The following is a 20,711-nucleotide window of genomic DNA, read 5'->3' on the forward strand; positions in this document are numbered from 1 at the left end:
TCTCAGTTCTGCGGAACGGGCGCCGTATCGTCGAGCGTTTCCGCCACGCCCTCGATCAGCCGGGCAGCATCGGACAACCGCGTGGCAAAGCTGGCTTCCAGGGCTTCGATCTCGGCGGCCACTTCCTGTCCGGCGCGGGTCAGCACCAGCACTTCGGTCTCAAGGGCCTTGATGCGCCGCTCGGCCTCGGCCAACTCGTCCACCACCGCGATGCCGGCCATCACCGTCAGCCGGTTGTCGCCGATCTCGCCAACGGCGCCCTTGAGCTGCTCGACATGGCTGTTGAACCGCTCGGCCAGCCCGATCAGGTGCTGTTGCTGGCCCTCTTCGCAGGCCATGCGATATTTGCGGCCATTGATCTCGACATTGACCTCGGGCATCGCCTACTCCGCCTTGGCCAGAACGGCGCGCACGGTTTCCATCGCCTCGACCAGACGTCGCGACACATCATGCGCACTGTCGTCCAGCCGCTTGGCCCGCGCCGCCGTCTTGTCCAGTTCCGTGGCCAGCCGACCGCGCTCATGCACCAGCCTTTGCACGTCGACCTCGATACGCTCGCGCTGGCGGATACGATTGCTCAAACCGGTCACGGATTGTTCAAGCCGCGCAATGGCTCGATCAAACCGCTCCTGGGCGGCAGTCAATCCATCTTGAAGTTCCGTGTCACTCATTGCTGCTACGGTCCTCAACACGCGGCGATTCCGGCCCGCCCAGCCTGCCTGACACCCACGCGCATTGCAACCGCCCAGGCACGGGTGGCATGCGCACTGTCATTGACAGTCAATCCGAACCTGTTATGCCTCGAACCCGCCTTTGGGAGGAGGCTTACGGCGCCTCTTCTCCCCAGATTTTCAGCCCTGAAGAAAGCGCACGCCCGATGACGAACACAGCCCAGCAGAACGATTTGGCCAATGCGATCCGCTCCCTGTCGATGGACGCGGTCGAAAAAGCCAATTCCGGCCACCCTGGCCTGCCCATGGGTTGCGCCGATATCGCCACCGTCCTGTTCACCAAGGTGATGAAGTTCGACCCCACCGACAGCAAGTGGGCGGATCGCGATCGCTTCGTCCTCTCGGCCGGCCATGGCTCGATGCTGCTCTATTCCAGCCTCTATCTGCTGGGCTACAAGGACATGACCATCGATCAGGTCAAGAATTTCCGCCAGCTCGGCGCCATCACGGCCGGCCATCCCGAATATGGCCACGCCGAAGGCATCGAGACCACCACCGGCCCGCTCGGACAGGGTGTCGGCAATGCCGTGGGCATGGCCGTTGCCGAGGCCAAGCTGGCTGCCGAGTTCGGTAGCGACCTGGTTGACCACCACACCTGGTGCCTGGCCGGCGACGGCTGCCTGATGGAAGGCATCTCCCAGGAAGCCATCGCCCTGGCCGGTCACCTCAAGCTCAACAAGCTCACCCTGATCTGGGACAACAACTCCATCACCATCGACGGCGCCGTCTCCAACGCTGACAGCACCGACCAGATCGCCCGCTTCAAGGCATCGGGCTGGAACACCATCGAGATCGATGGCCACGATCAGGACGCCATCGAGAAGGCCCTGCTCGCCTCCAAGGCCTCTGACAAGCCCACGCTGATTGCCGCCAAGACCACCATCGGCTTTGGTGCACCCAAGAAGGCCGGCACCGAAAAAGTGCATGGCGCGCCTCTCGGCGCCGAGGAACTGGCCGGCGCCAAGGCGGCCCTGGGCATCACCTATCCCGCCTTTGAGATTCCTGCTGCAATCCTCGACGCCTGGCGCGCTGCCGGCACCCGCAGCCAGAACGTCCGTGGCGAGTGGCAGGCGCGCCTGGCCGCCTCGCCCCACAAGGACGAATTCACCCGCCGCATGTCCGGCGCCCTGCCGTCCGGCTTTGCCGCCGCCATGGATGCGCACAAGAAGAAGTTGACCGAAGACAAGCCCAAGGTCGCCAGCCGCAAGGCCAGCCAGATGGCGCTCGAGGTCATCACCAAGGCTGTGCCCGAGGCGCTGGCCGGCTCGGCCGACCTGACCCATTCCAACCTCACCAACACGCCCGACACCCAGCCCTTCACCGCCACCAACCGCGCTGGCCGTTACATGATGTACGGCATCCGCGAGCATGGCATGGCCGCGGCCATGAACGGCATTGCGCTCCATGGCGGGCTCATCCCCTATGGCGGCACCTTCATGGTCTTTACCGACTATGCCCGCCCGTCGATCCGCCTGTCGGCCCTGATGGAACAGCGCGTCATCTATGTCATGACCCATGACTCCATCGGCCTGGGCGAAGACGGTCCGACCCACCAGCCGGTGGAACATCTGTCGGCCCTGCGCGCCATTCCGAACCTGCTGGTCTTCCGCCCGGCCGACGCGGTGGAGACCGCCGAATGCTGGCAGATCGCCATGGAAACGGCTGACCGCCCGTCGATCCTGGCCCTCTCGCGCCAGAACCTGCCCACGGTGCGCACCGAGTACACGGCCGAAAACAAGTCGGCCAAGGGTGCCTATACCCTGGCCGGCGACAAGGATGCCCAGGCGGTGATCTTCGCCACCGGTTCGGAAGTCGCCATCGCCGTCGAAGGCATGAAAGCGCTGCAGGAGCAGGGCATCACGGCCCGCGTGGTTTCGGTTCCCTCCATGGAGCTGTTTGCCAAGCAGTCCGACGCCTACAAGGCAGAGGTGCTTGGGTCCGCCAAGGCGCGCGTCGCCATCGAGGCCGGCATCGAGATGAGCTGGAACAAGCTGCTGGGCGACAGGGGTCGCTTTGTGGGCATGCACAGCTTCGGCGCCTCCGGCCCGATCGATGCGCTCTATGCCCACTTTGGCATTACGTCCAAAGCCATTGTTGAAGCCGTCACCGCACAGTTGTAAGAGAGCCAAGCCTCCCTTCTCCTAAACCCTCCCAAGGAGCGTCTTTCCATGGCAATTCGCGTCGCCATCAATGGTTTTGGCCGCATCGGCCGCAACGTCCTGCGCGCTATCATCGAGTCGGGCCGCACCGACATCGAAGTCGTGGCGATCAACGATCTCGGCCCGGTCGAGACCAATGCCCACCTGTTCCGCTTCGACAGCGTGCACGGCCGCTTCAACGGCACCGTCACCGTTGATGGCGATACCATCGACGTCGGCCGTGGTCCGATCAAGGTGACCGCCGAGCGTGACCCGGCCAACCTGCCCCACGCCGCCATGGGCGTCGACATTGCGCTCGAATGCACCGGCATCTTCACCTCCAAGGAAAAGGCCAGTGCCCACCTCAAGGCCGGCGCCAAGAAGGTCATCATCTCGGCCCCCGGCGACGGCGCCGACAAGACCATCGTTTACGGCATCAACCACCAGAGCCTGACCAAGGACGACGTGGTGATTTCGAACGCCTCGTGCACCACCAACTGCCTGGCGCCTGTCGCCTATGTGCTGCACAAGGAATTCGGCATCGAGAAGGGAATGATGACCACCATCCATTCCTACACCGGTGACCAGCCGACCCTGGATACCATGCACAAGGATCTCTATCGCGGCCGCGCTGCAGCCTTGAGCCAGATCCCAACCTCTACCGGCGCTGCCAAGGCCATTGGCCTGGTGCTGCCCGATCTCAAGGGCAAGCTCGATGGCGTGTCGATCCGCGTTCCCACGCCGAACGTTTCATGCGTCGACTTCAAGTTCATCGCCAAGCGCGATGTGACGGCTGAGGAAATCAACGCCGCGATCAAGAAGTACGCCGATGGCGAGCTCAAGGGCGTGCTGGGCTACACCACCCAGGCCAATGTCTCGATCGACTTCAACCACGACAGCCACTCCTCCACCCTGGCCTTCGACCAGACCAAGGTGATGGGCGGCAATTTCGTGTCGATCCTGAGCTGGTACGACAATGAATGGGGCTTCTCCAACCGCATGGCCGACACCGCCGTTGCGCTGGGCAAGACCCTCTAGGCTGAAGTTGAACCAATCGGAAAAGGGCGTCCCATGGGGCGCCCTTTTTTCTGGCCGAGATTGTCAGCGCCATCGGCTTTGGCAATGATGGCGTCACTCCTCACGACAGGCGCGAACCATGAGCCTTGATCGATCCATTCGCTGGCGCAGCCTTGAAGCCCAGAGCATTGAGCATGCCCATGTGGTGGCCACACCACGGGACACCCGCGTCCGCTCCACGCTGATCACGCCAGACTATGGCCTGTTCTACCGCATCAAGCTCGATGAGGCCGACCGAGTCCGAACCCTGCGCATCGAGCGCACCGACGGCAAACTGCTCGAACTGTTCTGTGACGGCGCGGCCAACTGGTCCGATGACCGCGCCGAACCCATTCCGGCCCTGCGTGGTTGCGTCGATATCGACATCTCGGCCACCCCGCTCACCAATTCGCTGCCGATCTGGCGCTGCGACTGGGTAGTCGGCCAGCCGCAACGCTTCGCCATGGCCTGGATCGACACCGACACGCTCGCGGTCCGCCGGGACGAGCAGATCTATACCCGTCTCGACGACACCCATTTCCGCTATCAGTCGGTAGAGAGCAGTTTTGAGCGCAAGCTCGAGGTCGATAGCGATGGCCTGGTGCTGGACTATCCCGGCCTCTTCGCCCGCGCCGACTGATCAGGCCCCTGCCGGTAGCACCACCTGCATGCCGGCACTGCGGGCACGCACCTCCGGCGGCGCCAGGCAGGTCTCAACCGCTTCAAAACCCGGCGCACCCGGATAGGGTGCCACAAGGCTGGGTGGGCTGTGGTTGGCCGGGCAAAGGATGATGGCCTCGTCTGCGCGCACCGAGCCCAGGTCGAGAAAAGCGCTCGATCGGGTCATCAGCATCAGGCGTGGCAGACTGGCCAGGCTCGCGCGGAGATGGGCGATCAGCGCCATCTGTGTGGCTTCATCGAGCCCCTCCTCCACCATGTCGACGACCACCGTGTCTCCGGGCGAACCGTCCAGATGCACCAGCAGAGAGCGCAAGGCGGGCCCCGGCGTTGCGCCCTCGTCGGCCAGCCAGGCTTCGGCACGCAGGATGCGTTCGCGCAAGTCCGGCTCTGCGTCGAACCGCTGCTGCGCTGCCGCGCCGCCATCGTCATTGCGGTCGAGCCCCAGGAATCGCCCGCCTTCGATCTCGTCTGCCAGCCGTTGCGACAGCCGCGTTTTGCCGCTCCCCAAGGGGCCGATGATGAAGCTCAGTCGGGCCAGCTGCGGCAGCACAAACCGCTCCCCGCCCCAGGGCCAGGGCAGATCAAACGCTACCGACGGCCCCTGCGCACCGCCATCCAGGCGGCGCAGCAATGCCATGTCCGGCGCGGCGCCACGGGCCAGTCCGCCACGCAGCTCGCGCACCCGCGCCAGCGCCACCCCCAGCCCCTGCATGCGCGCCTCGAGCACGCTCTGCTGGCTGGCAAGGGCAGCGCCAAGGTCGCGACCATCGCCGCCCAGCACGCGCTCCACTTCACCCAGGCTCAGGCCCAGCGCGCGCAGCGCCACCACATCTTCTGCCCGCGCCAGTTCTGCCGGGCCATAGACCCGCCAGCCGGCGGCCGTACGGCCTGGCACCACCAGGCCACGATCTTCGTATAGGCGCAGCGCCTTGCTGGATATGCCCAGCATGCGGGCGGCGTCGGCGTGTTTGAGACTGCGTTGGGTCGGCTTCACGACTCACCTCTCTGGTGTTGTTCGCCAGCCTTATCCGGCCTGCCCCAAGGGCGGGGTCAAGCCCGATTGCGGGAAATCGGCCTGTCATGGCCAGGTCATCAAATCACCCTAGAAATCGAGCCGTTCATGTCGTTGGGGGCAACATCATGTTCCACCTCACCCGCCGCATCATGGCCGGACTGCCCATGGCGCCAGTCTTGCTCGGCCTCGGCGATCAGCCGGGCCTTCTTGCTGTCCCGCCCGCGCTCACCGCTCTGGTCGTCCTGTTGCGCGATCGCCAGATTCGCCGTCGGGTGGGATTGGCCGCCTGGCCCAGCGATGGCTTCGCCCGCCATGTGCTGGTCGATGACCTGGCCAAACTGCTCGGCCACAGCCTGCTGGCCCTGCCGCTGTTCCTCATCGGCCATGCGCTTCGCGCGACCCTGCTGCCTGTCTGATCACCTGCTTTTTTGAAACACTTGCCTTCCCCCTTCGGCGCCGCTCTGCTACGCCACGGCAAATCTTTCACCGGGAGGCACGACCCATGAGCGCCACGTTCAAGACCCTCGACGAGCTCGATCTCACCAACAAGCGCGTCCTGCTCAGGGCCGACCTCAACGTCCCGGTTGCCGATGGCCAGGTCACAGATGCCACCCGGATCGAACGTCTCGTCCCCACCATCCGCGAAATCGTCAAGCATGACGGCAAGGCCATCCTGCTGAGCCATTTCGGCCGCCCCAAGGGCAAGGTCGACGCCGCTTTCTCGCTTGAACAGGTCTGTGCCGCCGTCGCCGACCAGACCGGCCATCCCGTCGGCTTTGTCGCCACCGACTGGACCGATGTCTCGGCCGCGCAGAAGGCCATCGACGCCGCGCCCGCCGGCTCGGTCCTCGTGCTGGAGAACACCCGTTTCCATCCCGGCGAAGAAGCCAATGACGTCGAACTAGCCAAGCGCATGGCGAGCCTCGGCGACGTGTATGTCAACGACGCCTTCTCGGCCGCCCACCGCGCCCATGCCTCCACGGAAGCCCTGGCCCATCTGCTGCCGGCCGCCGCGGGTCTGGCCATGCAGGCCGAGCTGGAAGCACTCGAAGCCGGCCTGGGCGCCCCCAAGAAGCCCGTCGTCGCCATCGTCGGCGGCGCCAAGGTCTCGTCCAAGATCGACCTGCTGGAAAACCTCGTCACCAAGGTCGATGGCCTCGTCATCGGCGGCGGCATGGCCAATACCTTCCTGCACGCCCAGGGCGTCAACATCGGCAAGTCGCTCTGCGAAAAGGATCTGGCCGAGACCGCCATCCGCATCATGGAAAAGGCTGTCGACAGCGGCTGCGCCATCATCCTGCCCATCGACGCCGTTGTCGCCTGGCACTTCAAGGCCGATACCCCCACCCGCCTTTATGGCGTTGACGCCATCGACCCCGACGGCATGATCCTGGACATCGGCCCCTCCTCCATAGAGCGCATCATGGGCGCCATCGACGATGCCAATACTGTGGTCTGGAACGGCCCCGTCGGCGCCTTCGAAATGAACCCCTTCGACGCCGGCACCGTCGCCTTGGCCAAGCACGTCGCCAAGCGCACCCATGATGGCAAGCTGGTCTCGGTCGCCGGTGGCGGCGACACCGTTTCCGCCCTCGCCCATGCCGGGGTCAAGGACGCCCTGACCTATGTCTCAACCGCCGGCGGCGCCTTCCTCGAATGGATGGAGGGCAAGCCCCTCCCCGGCGTCGACGCGCTCAAGAAGTAGCGCCCGTCACCCTGGCGTCGCCCGTGGCCTTTGTGGTGTCGGCGACGCCTTTGGGTCCCTCCCCCAAGGGGGAGGGGCCCGGGAACGGCGTCATCTGGGCGTGAAACGACCTAGAACCTTGCCGTCAGCGGATCGGAGCCCAGGCGGCCCTGTGGATCATCCAGCCCGGCAATCGCCGCCATGTCGGTGCCGCTGAGGCTGAAGTCAAACACCTGGAAATTCTCGACGATCCGGCTGGGTGTGACTGACTTGGGGATCACCACCAACCCCATTTCGATATGCCAGCGGATGATCACCTGCGCCGCGCTCTTGCCGTGCCGGGCAGCGATATTGGCCACCACCGGATCGTCCAGCAGCTTGCCCTGGCCTAGCGGGCTCCAGCTCTCGGTCACCACGCCCAGCTTTTCGTGCTTGAGCCGCATTGCCCGCTGCTGAAACCGGGGATGGAGCTGGATCTGGTTGATCACCGGCGTCACGCCGGTGGCGGCCACGATCTCTTCGATGTAGTCGCCCTCGAAATTGGACACCCCGATCGAGAGCGCCTTGCCTTCTTCGCGCAGCCGGATCAGCGCTTTCCAGGTGTCGACGAACTTGCCGCGATAGGCTGACGGCCAGTGGATGAGGTAGAGATCGACATAGCTGGTGCCAAGCCGCTTCAGGCTCGCATCCATTGCGCGCAGCGTCTCGTCATATCCCTGATCATCGTTCCACACCTTGGTGGTGAGAAAGATCTCGCCGCGCGGCACACCCGAAACGCGCAGGCCTTCGCCCACGCCCTCCTCGTTCTGATAGACCGCTGCCGTGTCGATATGCCGGTAGCCAGCCTTGAGGGCCGTATCGACAGCCGTGACCGCAGTATCATTGGGGGTCTGCCAGACGCCCAGCCCGATCTGCGGGATCGAACGGCCATCGTTGAAGCTCACGTGGGGTTGCGTGCTCATCTTGCTATCCTGGTGGTGAGTGGAAGGGACGCCAAGCGCCGGATCGAGAACTCAAGGTTATGCCAGCATCGCCGCAGAACCAAGTCCTCCCGTCAAAACGCGCGACATTCTTCCATACAAGATAGGCCTTTTGTCTAATAACCCTAGGTCTAATCGCAGCCCAGCAAACGAAAGTCTAATCTCGGGACAGGTTCAATTCCTGAGGTGCCACCGTGTCCAAATCGCTCAATTCCATTGCCCAGAAGCTGATGGAGCCCGGCAAGGGCATCCTGGCCGCCGATGAGTCCGAAGGCACCATCGCCAAGCGCTTCGCCAAGATCAATCTTCCCAATTCGCTGGACCTGCGCCGCGACTATCGCGAGATGCTGTTCCGCTCCACCGATGCCATGACCAACTATATCTCCGGCGTCATCCTGACCGAGGAAACCCTCGAACAGCACGCTGCCGACGGCACCGCGTTCCGCGCCATTCTTGCCGATGCCGATGTCATTCCCGGCATAAAGGTCGACCGTGGCGCCTTCCCGATGCCTGGCGATAATGGCGAGAAGATTACCGAAGGTCTCGATGGCCTGCGCCAGCGGCTGCACCGCTATGCCGAACTGGGCGCGGGTTTTGCCAAATGGCGCGCTGTCATCACCATCAACGACGTCGCCCCCACCCGCAACAACATCCGCGCCAATGCCCATGCGCTGGCCCGCTATGCCATTCTCTGCCAGGAGGCCGGCATCGTGCCCGTGGTCGAGCCCGAAGTGGTCGGCGATGGCGATCCCGGCAACCATTCGATGGAACGCTGCGCCGCCGTCACCGGAGACGTGCTCGAAAACACCTTCAAGGAACTGCGCCTGGCCGGTGTCGATCTGGGCGGCATGCTGCTCAAGCCCAACATGGTATTGCCCGGCGTCAATTCCCGTGAGCGTCCCGGCTTTGATGAGGTCGCCAAGCGGACCGTCGCCGTGCTCCGCGAACATGTGCCGGCCGCGGTGCCGGGCATCGCCTTCCTCTCGGGTGGGCAGACCGACGAAGAAGCCACCGCTCACCTGTCGGCGATGAACCAGATCCAGGGCAAGCCCTGGCCCTTGACCTTCTCCTATGGTCGCGCCTTGCAGAATGTGGCCCTGCGCACCTGGGCCGGACGGCGCGAGAACTTCCCTGCAGCGCAGGCCGCCTTCACCCATCGCGCACACATGAACTCCCTGGCCGCACTGGGCACATGGGATGGGGCGCTCGACCAGGCAGCCTGATCCGGCGTCCGACGTCCCAACGTCACCAGAACGCGCGCTGATCCTTCGGGCTCGGCGCGCGTTTTGTTTTGCGCCTCGGTCCCCCTTCCCCTATTGGAAGACTGTCCTCTTTGTCGCCCAAATCGCGACACATGTAGACACCAACCGCGTTGAGTGCTTCCGACACATGGCTCCCCAAATCTACCTGATCACCCCCGCTGCCGCCGACGTCGAGACTTTCCCGGCTCGATTGATGGCCGTGCTCAATGTCGCCGAGTTCGCCGCGCTGCTGGTCCGCCGTGCAAGCATGGACGCGACGGCCTATGAGGCTCTGGCCAAGCGCCTGATCAATATCGGCCAGGGCGCCGGCTGCGCGGTGCTGCTGGAAGATGACGTGGCCCTCGCCCGCCGCCTCGGCGCCGATGGCGTGCACATCACAACAGGCGCTGCCGCGGTCAAAAACGCCATCGCCGCGCTCAAGCCCGGCTTCATCGTTGGGGCTGGCCGCACCGCCACTCGCCATGACGCCATGACCATGGGCGAGATGGACGTCGACTATGTGTTCTTTGGCCCGCTCGACGGCGCGACAGACCCCGCCAGCGCGGACCTTGCTGAATGGTGGGCCGCCACCTTCGAAATCCCCGCCGTGCTCAGCGACCCCGGCGCCGGCCCCTCGGTCGACCCACGTGGTGCTGAGTTCCTGGCGCTCTCCACCAGCATCTGGACGGCCGCCGACCCGGTCGCGGCCACCACGGCCATCGTCAGCGCCCTGGGTGCAAGATGACCCGTCTGCGCCGGACTGCCCTGGCCCTGTTCCCGTTGCTGCTGGTCACGCCAACCTGGGCACAGGAAACACCAGCCCCGACCAGCACGTCAGACACGGAGCCGGCCGAGGTCATCAGCGACCAGATCTTTGGCCCCCGGGTTCCCACCGACGACGCCTTTGGCGCGTTCCAGCGCGGCTATTTCCTGACGGCGCTGGAGCTCGCCCTGCCCCGCGCCGAAAAGGGCGAGGCCTCTGCACAGACCCTGATTGCCGAGCTCTATGCCAAGGGCCTTGGCGTGGTGCAGAACGACCAGCGCGCCGCCGGCTGGTATCAGCTTGCCTCCAACAACGGCGACATGCTGGCCACGTTCGAGCTGGCGCTGATGTATGAGGAAGGCACCGGCGTACCCAAGAACCGCGCGCGTGCCGCCGCCCTGTTCAGCCAGGCCGCCGACGCTGGCTATATGCCGGCAAAATACAATTTGGCCCTTCTTCATATCGAGGGTATCTACGCCTCGCCCAGCCTGACCACGGCTGCCAGCCTGATGAAGGAAGCTGCCGATACCGGTCTGCCCGAGGCCGAGTACGACTATGGCACCATGCTGATCGAAGGCGCGGGGGTCATTCCGGACCCTGCTCTGGGTGCAGAATACATCCTCAAGGCTGCCGAGCAGAACCTCGTCGCCGCCCAGATCGACTACGCCACCCTTCTTTACATGGGCGAAGGCGTGGCAAAGGACATCGAGGGCGCTGCTGCCTGGTATCGCCGCGCCGCCGAAGCCGGCAATGCCGTGGCGCAGAACCGCTATGCCAAGCTCCTGGCGGTCGGCGAAGGCGTGGCCCTTGACCTGCAGGAGGCCGCCATGTGGCGGGCACTGGCGCGCCGCCAGGGCATCAACGACACCACGCTCGATAGTCTGCTGATCTCCATTCCGCCCGAAGATCTGGCTGCAGCCGAGGAGCGGGCACGGTTCTGGCCGTCGGCTCCGCCCACCACAGAGACCGCAGAGACCATTCTGGAAATCCCCACCACCAGCGTTCCAGCCAGCACCGGTGACACCCTGCCAACGCCGACCGAGGTGCAAGAGGCGCCCCCTGGAGAGGGCACGCAGCCGCAAGACCCTTGATTGGGCGGGCGTTCTGGGGCAATAAGCCCGCCACGCCCATCAGCCTAATCAATAGTCGGCCAGCCGCATCCGGCATGCGGGGCCCGCCCTGACAATTCGCGCACCGAAAGCACTCTCGCCATGGCCAAGATCAACGGCAACGAAATCCGCCCCGGTTTCGTCATCAACCACCAGGACCGCCTCTGGGTCGCCGTCAAGGTCGATCACGTCAAGCCCGGCAAGGGCGGCGCCTATGCCCAGGTGGAGCTCAAGGCCATCCTGACCGGCACCAAGCTGAACGAGCGCTTCCGCTCCGCCGAGACGGTCGAGCAGGTCGAGCTCGAGTTCCGCGACTTCACCTTCCTTTACGAGCAGGGCGAAAACCTGGTCTTCATGGACCAGGAAAGCTATGAGCAGGTCGAACTGGCCAAGGACTTCGTCGGCGACCGCGCCGCCTTCCTGACCGACGGCATGAAGATCACCCTCGAAATGCACGAGGACACCCCCCTGGGCGTCAAGTTCCCGCCCAACGTCATTCTCGAGGTCATCGAGGCCGACCCGGTCACCAAGGGCCAGACAGCGTCCAACCAGTTCAAGCCTGCCAAGGTCGCCAACGGCCTCAAGGTCATGGTGCCGCCCTTTATCGCCGTCGGTGAGCGCATCGTCGTCGACACCACCGAAACCACCTATCTGCGCCGGGCGGATTAACCATGGCACGTTCAGCAATCCTCAATGTCATGGTTGGCGCCGCCCTCAAGGCCGGCAAATCCCTGACCAAGGACTTCTCGGAAGTCGAAAACCTCCAGGTCTCCCGAAAGGGCCCGGCGGACTTCGTGTCCAAGGCCGACCTGCGCGCAGAGCAGATCGTGTTTGGTGAGCTGCAGAAGGCCCGCCCGACCTATGCCTTCCTGATGGAAGAGGGTGGTGAAGTGGCCGGCACCGATGGCCAGCATCGCTGGATCATCGACCCGCTCGATGGCACCACCAATTTCCTGCACTCCATTCCGCTGTTCGCCGTGGCGATCGCCCTTGAACGCGCCAATGAGATTGTTGCATCGGTGATCTACAATCCCGTGCTCGACGAGCTCTACACGGCCGAAAAGGGCGGCGGCACCTGGCTTAATGACCGCAAGCGCCTGCGCGTTGCCGGTCGCCGCAGCCTGGCCGATGCCGTGGTCTGCACTGGCATCAAGACCCAGGGCACCGCCAATGACAGCCTGCAGCTGCGCCAGCTCGCCCATATCAATCCCGCCGTCGCCGGCATTCGCCGTTCCGGGTCGATCTCGATGGACATGGCCTGGCTGGCCGGCGGTCGCTATGACGCCCTTTGGGAAGCCGGCTTGGCACCCTGGGACGTGGCGCCCGGCCTGCTGATGGTCAAGGAAGCCGGTGGCTTCGTGTCCGACTTTGCGGGCACCACCGGCTCGGTCTGGAATGGTCAGATCGTGGCTGGCAACGAGACGCTGCAAGCCGCCCTGCTCAAGGAGCTCCGGCCCATCAACTAGGGCCGGACTGTTCCGGTCGCGTCCCTAGCGGGGCGCGAATACGGCCAGTTCCTCAAACCAGTTCATGTCGGCAAAGCTGCAGAAGGCCGGCGCCCGCAGCTCGATCACCGGCGCACGCCGCACGATATCGGCCTGCACACCGTCCAGCATCGCCTGCCATTCCGGCACGGCAGCATCATCGAGCCAGTCGATCATGTAGGCCATGGTGATGTGGAATTCGTAGCTGTCGTGGTCGGGATGCTGATAGCCCAGCACCTCGGCAAAATTGTTGCGCCAGCTGGCCATGGCGTGGCGGTCAGCCGCCGTGACACCCTCCACCAGCAGACCTGTTGGCCGGGCCGCCTGCACGGCAACCTTGAAGGCCGGCCCACCGGAAAAGCCCTCGAGCCGCTCCAGGAACCGTTCCGTCATGACGGGGATCGGTGTGTCGCCGGCAATGTCGCGCGGCCAGTAGGGATAGGTGCGGCGTCCTTCCAGAATGCCCTGGAACAGCGTCATGTGATAGCTCTCGACCGGGGTGAAGGCCAGCGACGCCGCATCCGGCATCGCCTGATACCGGGCCCGCGCATCAATCAGGGCCTTCTGGGTCTCAGACCCCTCAACCAGATGACACACCACCGTGTTGCCCGGCTCGGGCAGAAACACGCCATCCCTGTTGTAGCGCGTGCCCAGATGGCGCGGCGGATTGGGGTTCATGTGGCGGCCATAGCGGGCGGCAGGCAGCAGGGTATCGGCAGGCATGGCAGGCTTTCCAGCAGTGGTAACGACGCGCCCCCATACCCCGCCCGCACGATGATTGCGTGACACTGCCATCACCCCTTCAGGAGGCATTAACCTTTGGCATTGCTCCCGGCCAGCGGTCTGACTACTCTTGCAGCGTGATTTGTGCGTTCGGGGCAAGGTTCAGGCAAAGATGACGCAAGGCTACGATCCCTACCACCTCGCCAGTCCAACCGTTTACCTGATCAAGATCCTGATTTTCCTGGTGCTGGTGTTCCTGGTCGCCGCGATCCTGTTCAACACGGTCATCGAGTTTTTCTGGGCCAATCCCTTCATCAACGCGATGATCTTTCTGGCCCTGGCGGTCGGCATTTTCCTCAGCATCCGCCAGATCGTGCGGCTGTTCCCCGAGGTGAAATGGGTCAATTCGCTGCAGGATGGCACCACCACCAATGTCCGTGCGCCCATTCTGCTGGCGCCCGTTGCCGGCATCCTGCGCGAGCGCATCGGCGAGGCGGTCATCACCCCGTCCTCCATGCGCTCCATTCTGGACAGCGTCGGCAATCGCCTCGACGAAGCCAAGGACACCTCGCGCTACCTGACCGGCCTGCTGGTCTTCCTGGGCCTGATGGGCACCTTCTACGGCCTGCTGCAGACCGTGACCTCCGTCGCCGGCGTCATCAACCAGCTCGATGTCACGGCCGGCGATTCGGCGGCCCTGTTCTCCAACCTGAAAGAGGGGCTCACCGCACCTCTGGCGGGCATGGGCACGGCCTTCTCGTCCTCGCTGTTTGGTCTGGCCGGTTCGCTCGTGCTGGGTTTTCTCGACCTGCAGACCAGCCAGGCCCAGAACGCCTTCTACACCGACCTTGAAGACTGGATGACCTCCATGACCGAGCTCGACCACCCGGTCAGCGCCATGCAGGCCAATGCTGGCGGGCCGGACATGCAGGCCATGTTCGATAAGCTCGGCAGTTCCATGCAGAACCAGAATTCCAGCCAGAACGCCATTCGCGCCATGGCCGAACTGGCCAGGGGCATCGACGGCCTGGTCAAGCACATCCGCACCGAGCAGGACGACCTGCGCAAGCATATCGACGAACAGGGCGAGACCAACCGCAAGCTGCGTGAACTGATCGACGCCGTGCTGACGCAGGGCGACAACGAGCGGCGGAACTAGGCCCATGCCGGGAGCCCGTTCCCGTCGGCGTCTTGAGGCCAACTACTGGCCTGGTTTCGTTGATGCCCTGTCGAGCCTTCTGCTCGTCATCATCTTCATGCTCAGCCTGTTCATGCTGACGCAGTTCTTCCTCGGCCAGGAGATCCAGGGCCGCGACAGCGCCCTTGCCCGCCTCAACAGCCAGATCGCCGAACTCACCGACCTGCTGCAGCTCGAGCGCGCCAATTCCGACGATCTCAACAGCCAGATTGCCAACCTGACCGCGACCCTGGGCAATGCCCAGGCCGAAAATGCCAGCCTCAGCAGCCAGCTGGCCGGGATCGGCGCCGGGCTCGATGGCAAGGACGCAACCATTGCCGGTCTCCAGGGCGATCTGCTCGCAGCCCAGGAGCTCTCCGACGAGGCCAATGCTCAGGTGGCGCTGCTCAACCAGCAGCTGGCTGCGCTGCGCACGCAGATCAACGCGCTCGAAGTCGCGCTCGAGGCCTCAGAGAGCCGGGACAGCCAGTCCCGCACCCAGATTGCCGACCTCGGCCGCCGCCTCAATGTGGCGCTTGCACAGCGCGTGCAGGACCTCAGCCGCTATCGCTCGGACTTCTTTGGCCGCCTCCGCCAGATCCTGGAAGGCCGCGCCGATGTACGGGTGGTTGGCGACCGCTTCGTCTTCCAGTCCGAAGTGCTGTTCGACCCCGGCCAGGCCGATGTGCAGGCTGGTGGCCTGCCCGAGCTCGATGCCTTGGCCGATGCTATCCTGCAGCTCGAAACCGAAATCCCGCCCGATATCAACTGGGTGCTGCGCATCGACGGCCATACCGACAGTCGCCCGATCAGCAATGCCCGCTTCCCGTCCAACTGGGAGCTGTCCGCCGCCCGCGCCATCTCGGTGGCGCAATATCTGGTCAGCAAGGGCGTCTCGCCTAATCGCCTGGTCGCCGCCGGCTTCGGCGAATTCACGCCCATCGATCCCGGTGAGACCGAGGAAGCCTATCGCCGCAACCGCCGCATCGAGTTCAAGCTGACCGAGGGGTGATCGGCGACGGCGGAACGCCGACACATCGCGCCGGCGGCGCGATTTGAGACGATTGCGGGTCGAGCCTTGCGAGCCCCCGGACCAGCGCCGGGCGCCACAGACCTACCCGGCTTCGTCCATGCGGAACTGCAACCGCGCCAGCTCGGCATAGCGCCCGCCCTTGGCGACCAGCTCGTCATGCGTGCCCTGGTCGATGATATGGCCGGCATCCAGCACCAGGATCTTGTTGGCGTCGCGGATCGTGGCCAGGCGGTGGGCAATCACCAGCGTGGTGCGCCCGCGCATCAGGAATTCCAGAGCCGTCTGCACCAGCCGCTCGCTCTGGGCGTCCAGCGCACTGGTCGCCTCGTCGAGCAGCAGGATCGGCGCATTCTTCAGGATCGCCCGCGCGATCGCCAGGCGCTGCTTCTGCCCACCCGACAGCATCACGCCGCGCTCGCCAACGATCGCGTCATAGCCCAGCGGCAGGTCGAGCACGAAGTCGTGCACCAGGGCCGCCTTGGCAGCAGCCTCGACCTCTTCGAAGCTCGCGTCCGGCTTGCCGAAGCGGATATTGTCGGCAATCGTGCCGGCAAAAATCGTCGGCTCCTGTTCGACATAGGCAAAACGCTGCCGCAACTCGTCCAGCCGCACCTTGCGAATGTCGACGCCATCCACCTTGATGCTGCCACCGGCCACGTCATAGAAGCGCTGCAACAGCGACAGCGTGGTGGATTTGCCCGAGCCCGACGCACCAACCAAGGCCACGGTCTCGCCGGCCCCCACGGTGAAGTTGAGATCGTTCAGAACGCGCTCATAGCCGCTGGTCTGGTAGCCGAAGTCCACATGCTCGAACGCCACCGTGCCCAGCGCCGGTACAGGCAGGGCAACCGGATCGGCTGGATCGGTAATGCTGGCGTCGGTGTCGAGGATTTCCGTCAACCGCTCGGTGGCGCCCGCTACAGTGTTCAGAATGCCCATGACCTCGCTGACATTGGTCAGCGCGCCAGAGGCCATCAGCGCATAGACCAGGAACTGCGTCAGCTGGCCGGCGGTGACGGTGCCGGCAAAGACAGAGCGAGCGCCCCACCAGACCAGGAACACGATGGCCGACGTGCCCAGGAAGATCACCATGCCTACCAGCACAGAACGAGCACCCAGGCGGCGCACTTCGGCGCGATAGCTGTCTTCGCTGCGCGAATTATAGATGTCGGCCTGGTTGCCCTCCTGGGTGAACGCCTTGACCGTTCGCGTGGCGCCCAGCATCTCGGTCGCCATCGCCGACAGATCGGCCAGCGCATCCTGCGTCTTGCGCGACAGGCCGCGCAGGCGTCGCGAAAAGGCGATCAGCGGCAACAGCAGCGCCGGCGCGGCGATCACCACGGCCAGTGTCAGCACAGGGCTGGTGAGAAACATCATCACCAGCGCGCCGATGATGGTCACCATGGAGCGCAGCGCCAGCGAGAAGCTCGATCCCACGGCCGAGCGGATCACCGCCACATCGCCGTTAAGGCGACTGGTCAGCTCGCCCACGCGATTGGTGTCGAAGTAGTGGGCATCCAGCCGCAGCAGATGGACAAACACGGCCTGGCGCAGATCGGCCAGCACGCGTTCGCCGATGACCGAGATGAAATAGAACCGCGCGCCGCTCGCCACCGCCATGATGGCGGCGATGCCAACGATCAGCCAGCCGTAGCGGCCGACATTTTCGAGATTTTGCTCGATAAAGCCCTCATCGATCGCCCCACCCAGCACGGCTGGAATGGAAAGCGACGACACGGCCGAGATCAGAAGAAAGACAATTGTGAGCGCGAGGCGGACCGGGTAGCGCAGGATAAACGGCAGCAAACGGCGCAGGGGCTGCAGCTTGCGCACGGTCGGGGCTGGCTGGGTGACGGTCTGGTCAGGCTCAGCCTGCGCGGGAACGGCTTGTTCGGTCATTGTTGGGCTGCGCCACTCTTGTCGACATGGGGTCCGGAACCGCCGGGCCGCGCCACGCCCCGGATATAGGCACAGCGCCCGCCTGGGGCAACCGCTTTGTCTGGCGTGAAATTGCCGCGCCCGTCCTCTTGCAGAGTGGCCATGCTTTCTGTATGAAGCCGCCAACAACAGATTTCTGATGCTCTCCGGGCGCTGCGGCGCCCGTTTGATTTGAGGCGATACCGATGAAGGCTGACACTCACCCGGACTACCACGTCATCACCGTGGTCATGACCGATGGCACCAAGTACGAGACGCGTTCGACCTACGGCAAGGCCGGCGACACGCTGCAGCTCGACATTGATCCCAAGACCCACCCCGCCTGGACCGGCGGCACGGGCCAGCTGCTCGACCGCGGCGGCCGTGTTTCGCGCTTCAAGGAGCGCTTCAAGGGCCTGGGCATCTAAGCCAACCCGATACCCAATTACGAAGAACCCGGCCTTTGCGCCGGGTTTTTTGTTGCCCATGGTGCACCACACCTGGGCAGAACTGTCTGGAAGCGTCAGGGACGGCCGAAAGCAGCCTTGAGCCGCGCAAGCTGATCGGCAATGCCATTGGCGGTGCCCGCATCGAGCACCGGCATCTTGCCGCGCTCGAGCGTATCGAACTGCATCACGCGGTCAAACAGTCGGTCACCCTTGTCGATATAGTTGCGAAGCGCCTCGGGCAGTTGCTCATAGCCCGGTCCACCGCGTTCCGATGGCGTGGCCGAGAACTTCACCTTCTCCTTTTCGGAGCGGGCGTTCTCTTTGGTGATCTCGCCTTCGTTGACGGCACGCTGCAACAGCAGCCAGGACGCCAGCTGCATCAGCCGTGTCGTCAGGCGCATAGATTCGGTGGCGTAGAGAAACGAAGCTTCGCGGCTCAGCACGCGACTATCTGCCCGGCCATCGGCGTCCAAATAGGTCGCCACGTCCTCGATCAGCGTCATGCCTTCGCGATAAAGCGCGTCAAAACCGCCCGACGCCACGATGCGTGGGCCAATAGCAATGGCCGATCCGGTCTCTGTCACATCCGCCAAGCAACTCTCTCCCAGCTTGTGGCGCCATAATAGGCCAAATGCCACCGGCCGTCATCGCTCTGTCGCCAACACGATGAAAAGAGACTGAAAACCTGGCAGGAGCAAGGCCGACCCTGCCCTGAAAAAGAAAAAGAGCGGTAAGAACCGCTCTCGAAGTTAACAGGGAGGCGTCAAACAGAGGGAGAAACCACTCTGCAAAATCCAGAAAAATCTGAATAATTTGAAGTTACCGCAAACAGATTAATTGCACGTTAACAGGAGTCGATTTCTTAACCCTGCTGTTTGGCATTGCGTTGACCCCGTTTCGTCCGCCGCCGACAAATTGCCCATTGCCGCAGCCACCGCATCCGAGTCGGTTCAGCGGCTGCCCCATCATTGTTCACCATCTGCGGGATCGTTCATGGCCAATCTGTCTGCCGGCGTCGCTGCCAACCTGTTGATGGCTATGGTCGCAGCGGGCCCTGCCCTTTCGGCATCGCCAAACAGGTCTCGCGACGGCTCTGCGCCCGCGCGACATCACGCCGACCGCCCGATGTCTGCCCCGCAGCCAGCGGCAACCACTGCGGTACAGGAGCGACTGCGCAGCCCTAGAGCTTGAAAATGGACTCTGCTGCCTGACGGGTGGCATTGCGCGCCACGATCGCGGCCCTGAGCCGGTCGATCTCGGCTTCCAGCAGGCCAATGCGCTGCGTCAACTCCTCCACTGACATGGTGTCGATCACCATGCCGACCTCATGGGTCTTGGGCGCCTTGCGTTCGTCCTCGTCCATGCCTGGTCTCCGCGCTGTACAATCCATGCCAGTCTATCCAACCGGACTTGCAGAGCAATCCGGCTTGCAGCAGCATAACAGGATGAGCACCGCCCAGACTATGCAAACCATCGCCATCACCACCCCCGGAGGCCCGGATGTCCTGCAGGTTCAGCAGGTGCCCATGCCCGTGTGTGGCCCGGGCGAGGTGCTGATTCGCGTCGCCGCGGCTGGCGTCAACGGCCCCGACCTGGCCCAAAGGCGCGGTCACTATGATCCGCCGCCAGGCGCTTCGCCCATCCCCGGGCTGGAAGTCAGCGGCGAAGTCGTCGAACTCGGCCAGGGCGTCACCAATTTTCAGCGCGGCGAGCGCGTCATGGCGCTGACCAATGGCGGCGGCTATGCGCATTTCGTCGCCGTGCCTGCCGGTCAGGTGTTGCCGGTGCCCAGCGGCTGGTTGCTGACCGACGCAGCGGCCATTCCCGAGACCTGGTTCACCATCACCCAGACCCTGGTGATGCGGGCAGGCCTCTCAACCGGCATGACGGTTCTGGTGCATGGCGCGGCTGGCGGCATCGGCAGCGCCGCGATCCAGATCGCCAGCGTTCTGGGGGCGCAGAGCATTGCGGTCGTCTCCTCGCCGGCCAAGGCCGACTATGCGCGCAGCCTGGGCGCCATGGCGACCATCGACTACACGCAGGAAGATGTGGCTGAACGGGCCCTTGAGATCACTCTTGGCAAGGGCGTTGATCGTGTCGTCGACGTCGTCGGTGGCGCCATGGCCGAACACAATATCCGCGCCTCGGCACAGGGTGGCCATATCGTCCAGGTCTCGACCCTGGATGGCGCCACGGCGCCAGTGTCGTTACGCACCATCATGGCGCGCCAGCTGACGCTCTCAGGGTCCACGCTGCGCCCGCAGAGTTCGGCCACCAAGGCCGCGATTGCCAGTCACATTCGCCGCCACTTGCTGCCGGCTCTGAGCAGCCATGGCTTCACCCGCCAGCTGGTCACCGCCTATCCGTTCAATGCGGCCAACCGGGCCCATGCGACGATGGAAGCCCGCAGCCACATGGGCAAGCTGGTGCTGGTCACCCCCTTCGGCGCCACGCTCTAGCGGCGCACAAGCCGGGGAAAGCCGACATTGCCATTGCGGATCGGGGGCGAAATCCATATATTGGCTGCGTT

At 64.3% G+C, this 20,711-nt stretch carries 22 protein-coding genes; 14 read left to right on the forward strand and 8 right to left on the reverse strand.

What is annotated here, in order from left to right:
• Positions 1 to 2: 2 nt before the first annotated feature.
• Together K1177_RS11790 and K1177_RS11795 are read right to left on the reverse strand one after the other, a co-directional pair.
• Positions 3 to 380, reverse strand: coding sequence for a cell division protein ZapA (locus K1177_RS11790; RefSeq protein WP_224703485.1), 378 nt, complete (start codon positions 378 to 380; stop codon positions 3 to 5).
• A gap of 3 nt (positions 381 to 383) precedes the next feature.
• On the reverse strand, positions 384 to 671 hold the full coding sequence (locus K1177_RS11795; protein ID WP_224703486.1) for a DUF4164 family protein: 288 nt from the start codon (positions 669 to 671) through the stop codon (positions 384 to 386).
• Between the two features lie 206 nt (positions 672 to 877).
• On the opposite strand from K1177_RS11795, the gene tkt reads away from it, so the two are divergent.
• From tkt to K1177_RS11810, 3 genes are all read left to right on the forward strand, one after another.
• Positions 878 to 2,851, forward strand: coding sequence for a transketolase (tkt, locus tag K1177_RS11800; protein ID WP_224703487.1), 1,974 nt, complete (start codon positions 878 to 880; stop codon positions 2,849 to 2,851).
• Between the two features lie 48 nt (positions 2,852 to 2,899).
• Positions 2,900 to 3,907, forward strand: a complete 1,008-nt coding sequence (gene gap / locus K1177_RS11805) for a type I glyceraldehyde-3-phosphate dehydrogenase (protein WP_224703488.1) — start codon at positions 2,900 to 2,902, stop codon at positions 3,905 to 3,907.
• A 118-nt stretch (positions 3,908 to 4,025) separates the two neighbouring features.
• Complete coding sequence (locus K1177_RS11810) at positions 4,026 to 4,565, forward strand: putative glycolipid-binding domain-containing protein (protein ID WP_224703489.1); 540 nt, start codon at positions 4,026 to 4,028, stop codon at positions 4,563 to 4,565.
• Here the strand turns inward: K1177_RS11810 and K1177_RS11815 are convergent, their stop codons facing one another.
• On the reverse strand, positions 4,566 to 5,600 hold the full coding sequence (locus K1177_RS11815; RefSeq protein ID WP_224703490.1) for a MerR family transcriptional regulator: 1,035 nt from the start codon (positions 5,598 to 5,600) through the stop codon (positions 4,566 to 4,568).
• Positions 5,601 to 5,746: 146 nt separating this feature from the next.
• Here K1177_RS11815 and K1177_RS11820 point away from each other — a divergent pair, with 146 nt between their 5' ends.
• On the forward strand, positions 5,747 to 6,037 hold the full coding sequence (locus K1177_RS11820) for a hypothetical protein (protein WP_224703491.1): 291 nt from the start codon (positions 5,747 to 5,749) through the stop codon (positions 6,035 to 6,037).
• 86 nt (positions 6,038 to 6,123) lie between these two features.
• Positions 6,124 to 7,326: a phosphoglycerate kinase gene (locus K1177_RS11825; protein ID WP_224703492.1), complete on the forward strand. Its 1,203-nt coding sequence runs from the start codon at positions 6,124 to 6,126 to the stop codon at positions 7,324 to 7,326.
• A gap of 110 nt (positions 7,327 to 7,436) precedes the next feature.
• Here K1177_RS11825 and K1177_RS11830 read toward each other — a convergent pair whose 3' ends face one another.
• On the reverse strand, positions 7,437 to 8,267 hold the full coding sequence (locus tag K1177_RS11830; RefSeq protein ID WP_224703493.1) for an aldo/keto reductase: 831 nt from the start codon (positions 8,265 to 8,267) through the stop codon (positions 7,437 to 7,439).
• 212 nt (positions 8,268 to 8,479) lie between these two features.
• On the opposite strand from K1177_RS11830, the gene K1177_RS11835 reads away from it, so the two are divergent.
• The 5 genes from K1177_RS11835 (at position 8,480) to K1177_RS11855 (ending at position 12,864) form a co-directional block, all read left to right on the forward strand.
• Positions 8,480 to 9,508 (forward strand): class I fructose-bisphosphate aldolase, encoded by a 1,029-nt coding sequence (locus K1177_RS11835; protein ID WP_224703494.1) that lies wholly within the window; start codon positions 8,480 to 8,482, stop codon positions 9,506 to 9,508.
• A gap of 166 nt (positions 9,509 to 9,674) precedes the next feature.
• A complete protein-coding gene (locus K1177_RS11840) occupies positions 9,675 to 10,271 on the forward strand; it encodes a thiamine phosphate synthase (protein ID WP_224703495.1) in 597 nt (198 codons plus the stop codon).
• Entirely contained in the window at positions 10,268 to 11,380 is a 1,113-nt protein-coding gene (locus K1177_RS11845) for a tetratricopeptide repeat protein (protein WP_224703496.1), read from the forward strand. Before K1177_RS11840 ends, K1177_RS11845 begins: the two co-directional genes overlap by 4 nt.
• 120 nt (positions 11,381 to 11,500) lie before the next feature.
• On the forward strand, positions 11,501 to 12,067 hold the full coding sequence (gene efp / locus K1177_RS11850) for an elongation factor P (RefSeq protein WP_224703497.1): 567 nt from the start codon (positions 11,501 to 11,503) through the stop codon (positions 12,065 to 12,067).
• A gap of 2 nt (positions 12,068 to 12,069) precedes the next feature.
• Positions 12,070 to 12,864 (forward strand): inositol monophosphatase family protein, encoded by a 795-nt coding sequence (locus K1177_RS11855; protein ID WP_137153094.1) that lies wholly within the window; start codon positions 12,070 to 12,072, stop codon positions 12,862 to 12,864.
• A 24-nt stretch (positions 12,865 to 12,888) separates the two neighbouring features.
• Here K1177_RS11855 and K1177_RS11860 read toward each other — a convergent pair whose 3' ends face one another.
• Positions 12,889 to 13,605 (reverse strand): DUF1868 domain-containing protein, encoded by a 717-nt coding sequence (locus K1177_RS11860; protein ID WP_224703498.1) that lies wholly within the window; start codon positions 13,603 to 13,605, stop codon positions 12,889 to 12,891.
• 172 nt (positions 13,606 to 13,777) lie between these two features.
• On the opposite strand from K1177_RS11860, the gene K1177_RS11865 reads away from it, so the two are divergent.
• Together K1177_RS11865 and K1177_RS11870 are read left to right on the forward strand one after the other, a co-directional pair.
• Positions 13,778 to 14,764 (forward strand): flagellar motor protein MotA, encoded by a 987-nt coding sequence (locus K1177_RS11865; protein ID WP_224703499.1) that lies wholly within the window; start codon positions 13,778 to 13,780, stop codon positions 14,762 to 14,764.
• Positions 14,765 to 14,768: 4 nt separating this feature from the next.
• On the forward strand, positions 14,769 to 15,794 hold the full coding sequence (locus tag K1177_RS11870; protein WP_224703500.1) for a peptidoglycan -binding protein: 1,026 nt from the start codon (positions 14,769 to 14,771) through the stop codon (positions 15,792 to 15,794).
• A gap of 102 nt (positions 15,795 to 15,896) precedes the next feature.
• Here K1177_RS11870 and K1177_RS11875 read toward each other — a convergent pair whose 3' ends face one another.
• Positions 15,897 to 17,714, reverse strand: a complete 1,818-nt coding sequence (locus K1177_RS11875) for an ABC transporter transmembrane domain-containing protein (RefSeq protein ID WP_224703501.1) — start codon at positions 17,712 to 17,714, stop codon at positions 15,897 to 15,899.
• Positions 17,715 to 17,938: 224 nt separating this feature from the next.
• Here K1177_RS11875 and rpmE point away from each other — a divergent pair, with 224 nt between their 5' ends.
• The gene (rpmE, locus tag K1177_RS11880; protein ID WP_137153099.1) at positions 17,939 to 18,160 is read left to right on the forward strand and encodes a 50S ribosomal protein L31; all 222 of its coding nucleotides are present in this window, start codon (positions 17,939 to 17,941) and stop codon (positions 18,158 to 18,160) included.
• Between the two features lie 95 nt (positions 18,161 to 18,255).
• Here rpmE and rcdA read toward each other — a convergent pair whose 3' ends face one another.
• Positions 18,256 to 18,765, reverse strand: a complete 510-nt coding sequence (gene rcdA / locus K1177_RS11885) for a protease adaptor protein RcdA (RefSeq protein WP_224703748.1) — start codon at positions 18,763 to 18,765, stop codon at positions 18,256 to 18,258.
• Between the two features lie 596 nt (positions 18,766 to 19,361).
• A complete protein-coding gene (locus tag K1177_RS11890) occupies positions 19,362 to 19,544 on the reverse strand; it encodes a DUF1192 domain-containing protein (RefSeq protein WP_224703502.1) in 183 nt (60 codons plus the stop codon).
• A gap of 82 nt (positions 19,545 to 19,626) precedes the next feature.
• On the opposite strand from K1177_RS11890, the gene K1177_RS11895 reads away from it, so the two are divergent.
• On the forward strand, positions 19,627 to 20,640 hold the full coding sequence (locus K1177_RS11895) for an NAD(P)H-quinone oxidoreductase (protein ID WP_224703503.1): 1,014 nt from the start codon (positions 19,627 to 19,629) through the stop codon (positions 20,638 to 20,640).
• The last annotated feature ends 71 nt before the right edge of the window (positions 20,641 to 20,711 follow it).

It is taken from the genome of Devosia aquimaris (genome assembly GCF_020169335.1).
GTDB lineage: Bacteria > Pseudomonadota > Alphaproteobacteria > Rhizobiales > Devosiaceae > Devosia > Devosia aquimaris.

Excerpts from the sequence above, each read along its gene's own strand:
- K1177_RS11790 (WP_224703485.1), bottom strand. The coding sequence starts at position 380 with ATGCCCGAGGTCAATGTCGAGATCAATGGCCGCAAATATCGCATGGCC.
- K1177_RS11795 (WP_224703486.1), bottom strand. The coding sequence starts at position 671 with ATGAGTGACACGGAACTTCAAGATGGATTGACTGCCGCCCAGGAGCGG.
- tkt (WP_224703487.1), top strand. The coding sequence starts at position 878 with ATGACGAACACAGCCCAGCAGAACGATTTGGCCAATGCGATCCGCTCC.
- gap (WP_224703488.1), top strand. The coding sequence starts at position 2,900 with ATGGCAATTCGCGTCGCCATCAATGGTTTTGGCCGCATCGGCCGCAAC.
- K1177_RS11810 (WP_224703489.1), top strand. The coding sequence starts at position 4,026 with ATGAGCCTTGATCGATCCATTCGCTGGCGCAGCCTTGAAGCCCAGAGC.
- K1177_RS11820 (WP_224703491.1), top strand. The coding sequence starts at position 5,747 with ATGTTCCACCTCACCCGCCGCATCATGGCCGGACTGCCCATGGCGCCA.
- K1177_RS11825 (WP_224703492.1), top strand. The coding sequence starts at position 6,124 with ATGAGCGCCACGTTCAAGACCCTCGACGAGCTCGATCTCACCAACAAG.
- K1177_RS11830 (WP_224703493.1), bottom strand. The coding sequence starts at position 8,267 with ATGAGCACGCAACCCCACGTGAGCTTCAACGATGGCCGTTCGATCCCG.
- K1177_RS11840 (WP_224703495.1), top strand. The coding sequence starts at position 9,675 with ATGGCTCCCCAAATCTACCTGATCACCCCCGCTGCCGCCGACGTCGAG.
- K1177_RS11845 (WP_224703496.1), top strand. The coding sequence starts at position 10,268 with ATGACCCGTCTGCGCCGGACTGCCCTGGCCCTGTTCCCGTTGCTGCTG.
- efp (WP_224703497.1), top strand. The coding sequence starts at position 11,501 with ATGGCCAAGATCAACGGCAACGAAATCCGCCCCGGTTTCGTCATCAAC.
- K1177_RS11855 (WP_137153094.1), top strand. The coding sequence starts at position 12,070 with ATGGCACGTTCAGCAATCCTCAATGTCATGGTTGGCGCCGCCCTCAAG.
- K1177_RS11860 (WP_224703498.1), bottom strand. The coding sequence starts at position 13,605 with ATGCCTGCCGATACCCTGCTGCCTGCCGCCCGCTATGGCCGCCACATG.
- K1177_RS11865 (WP_224703499.1), top strand. The coding sequence starts at position 13,778 with ATGACGCAAGGCTACGATCCCTACCACCTCGCCAGTCCAACCGTTTAC.
- K1177_RS11870 (WP_224703500.1), top strand. The coding sequence starts at position 14,769 with ATGCCGGGAGCCCGTTCCCGTCGGCGTCTTGAGGCCAACTACTGGCCT.
- K1177_RS11875 (WP_224703501.1), bottom strand. The coding sequence starts at position 17,714 with ATGACCGAACAAGCCGTTCCCGCGCAGGCTGAGCCTGACCAGACCGTC.
- rpmE (WP_137153099.1), top strand. The coding sequence starts at position 17,939 with ATGAAGGCTGACACTCACCCGGACTACCACGTCATCACCGTGGTCATG.
- K1177_RS11890 (WP_224703502.1), bottom strand. The coding sequence starts at position 19,544 with ATGGACGAGGACGAACGCAAGGCGCCCAAGACCCATGAGGTCGGCATG.
- K1177_RS11895 (WP_224703503.1), top strand. The coding sequence starts at position 19,627 with ATGAGCACCGCCCAGACTATGCAAACCATCGCCATCACCACCCCCGGA.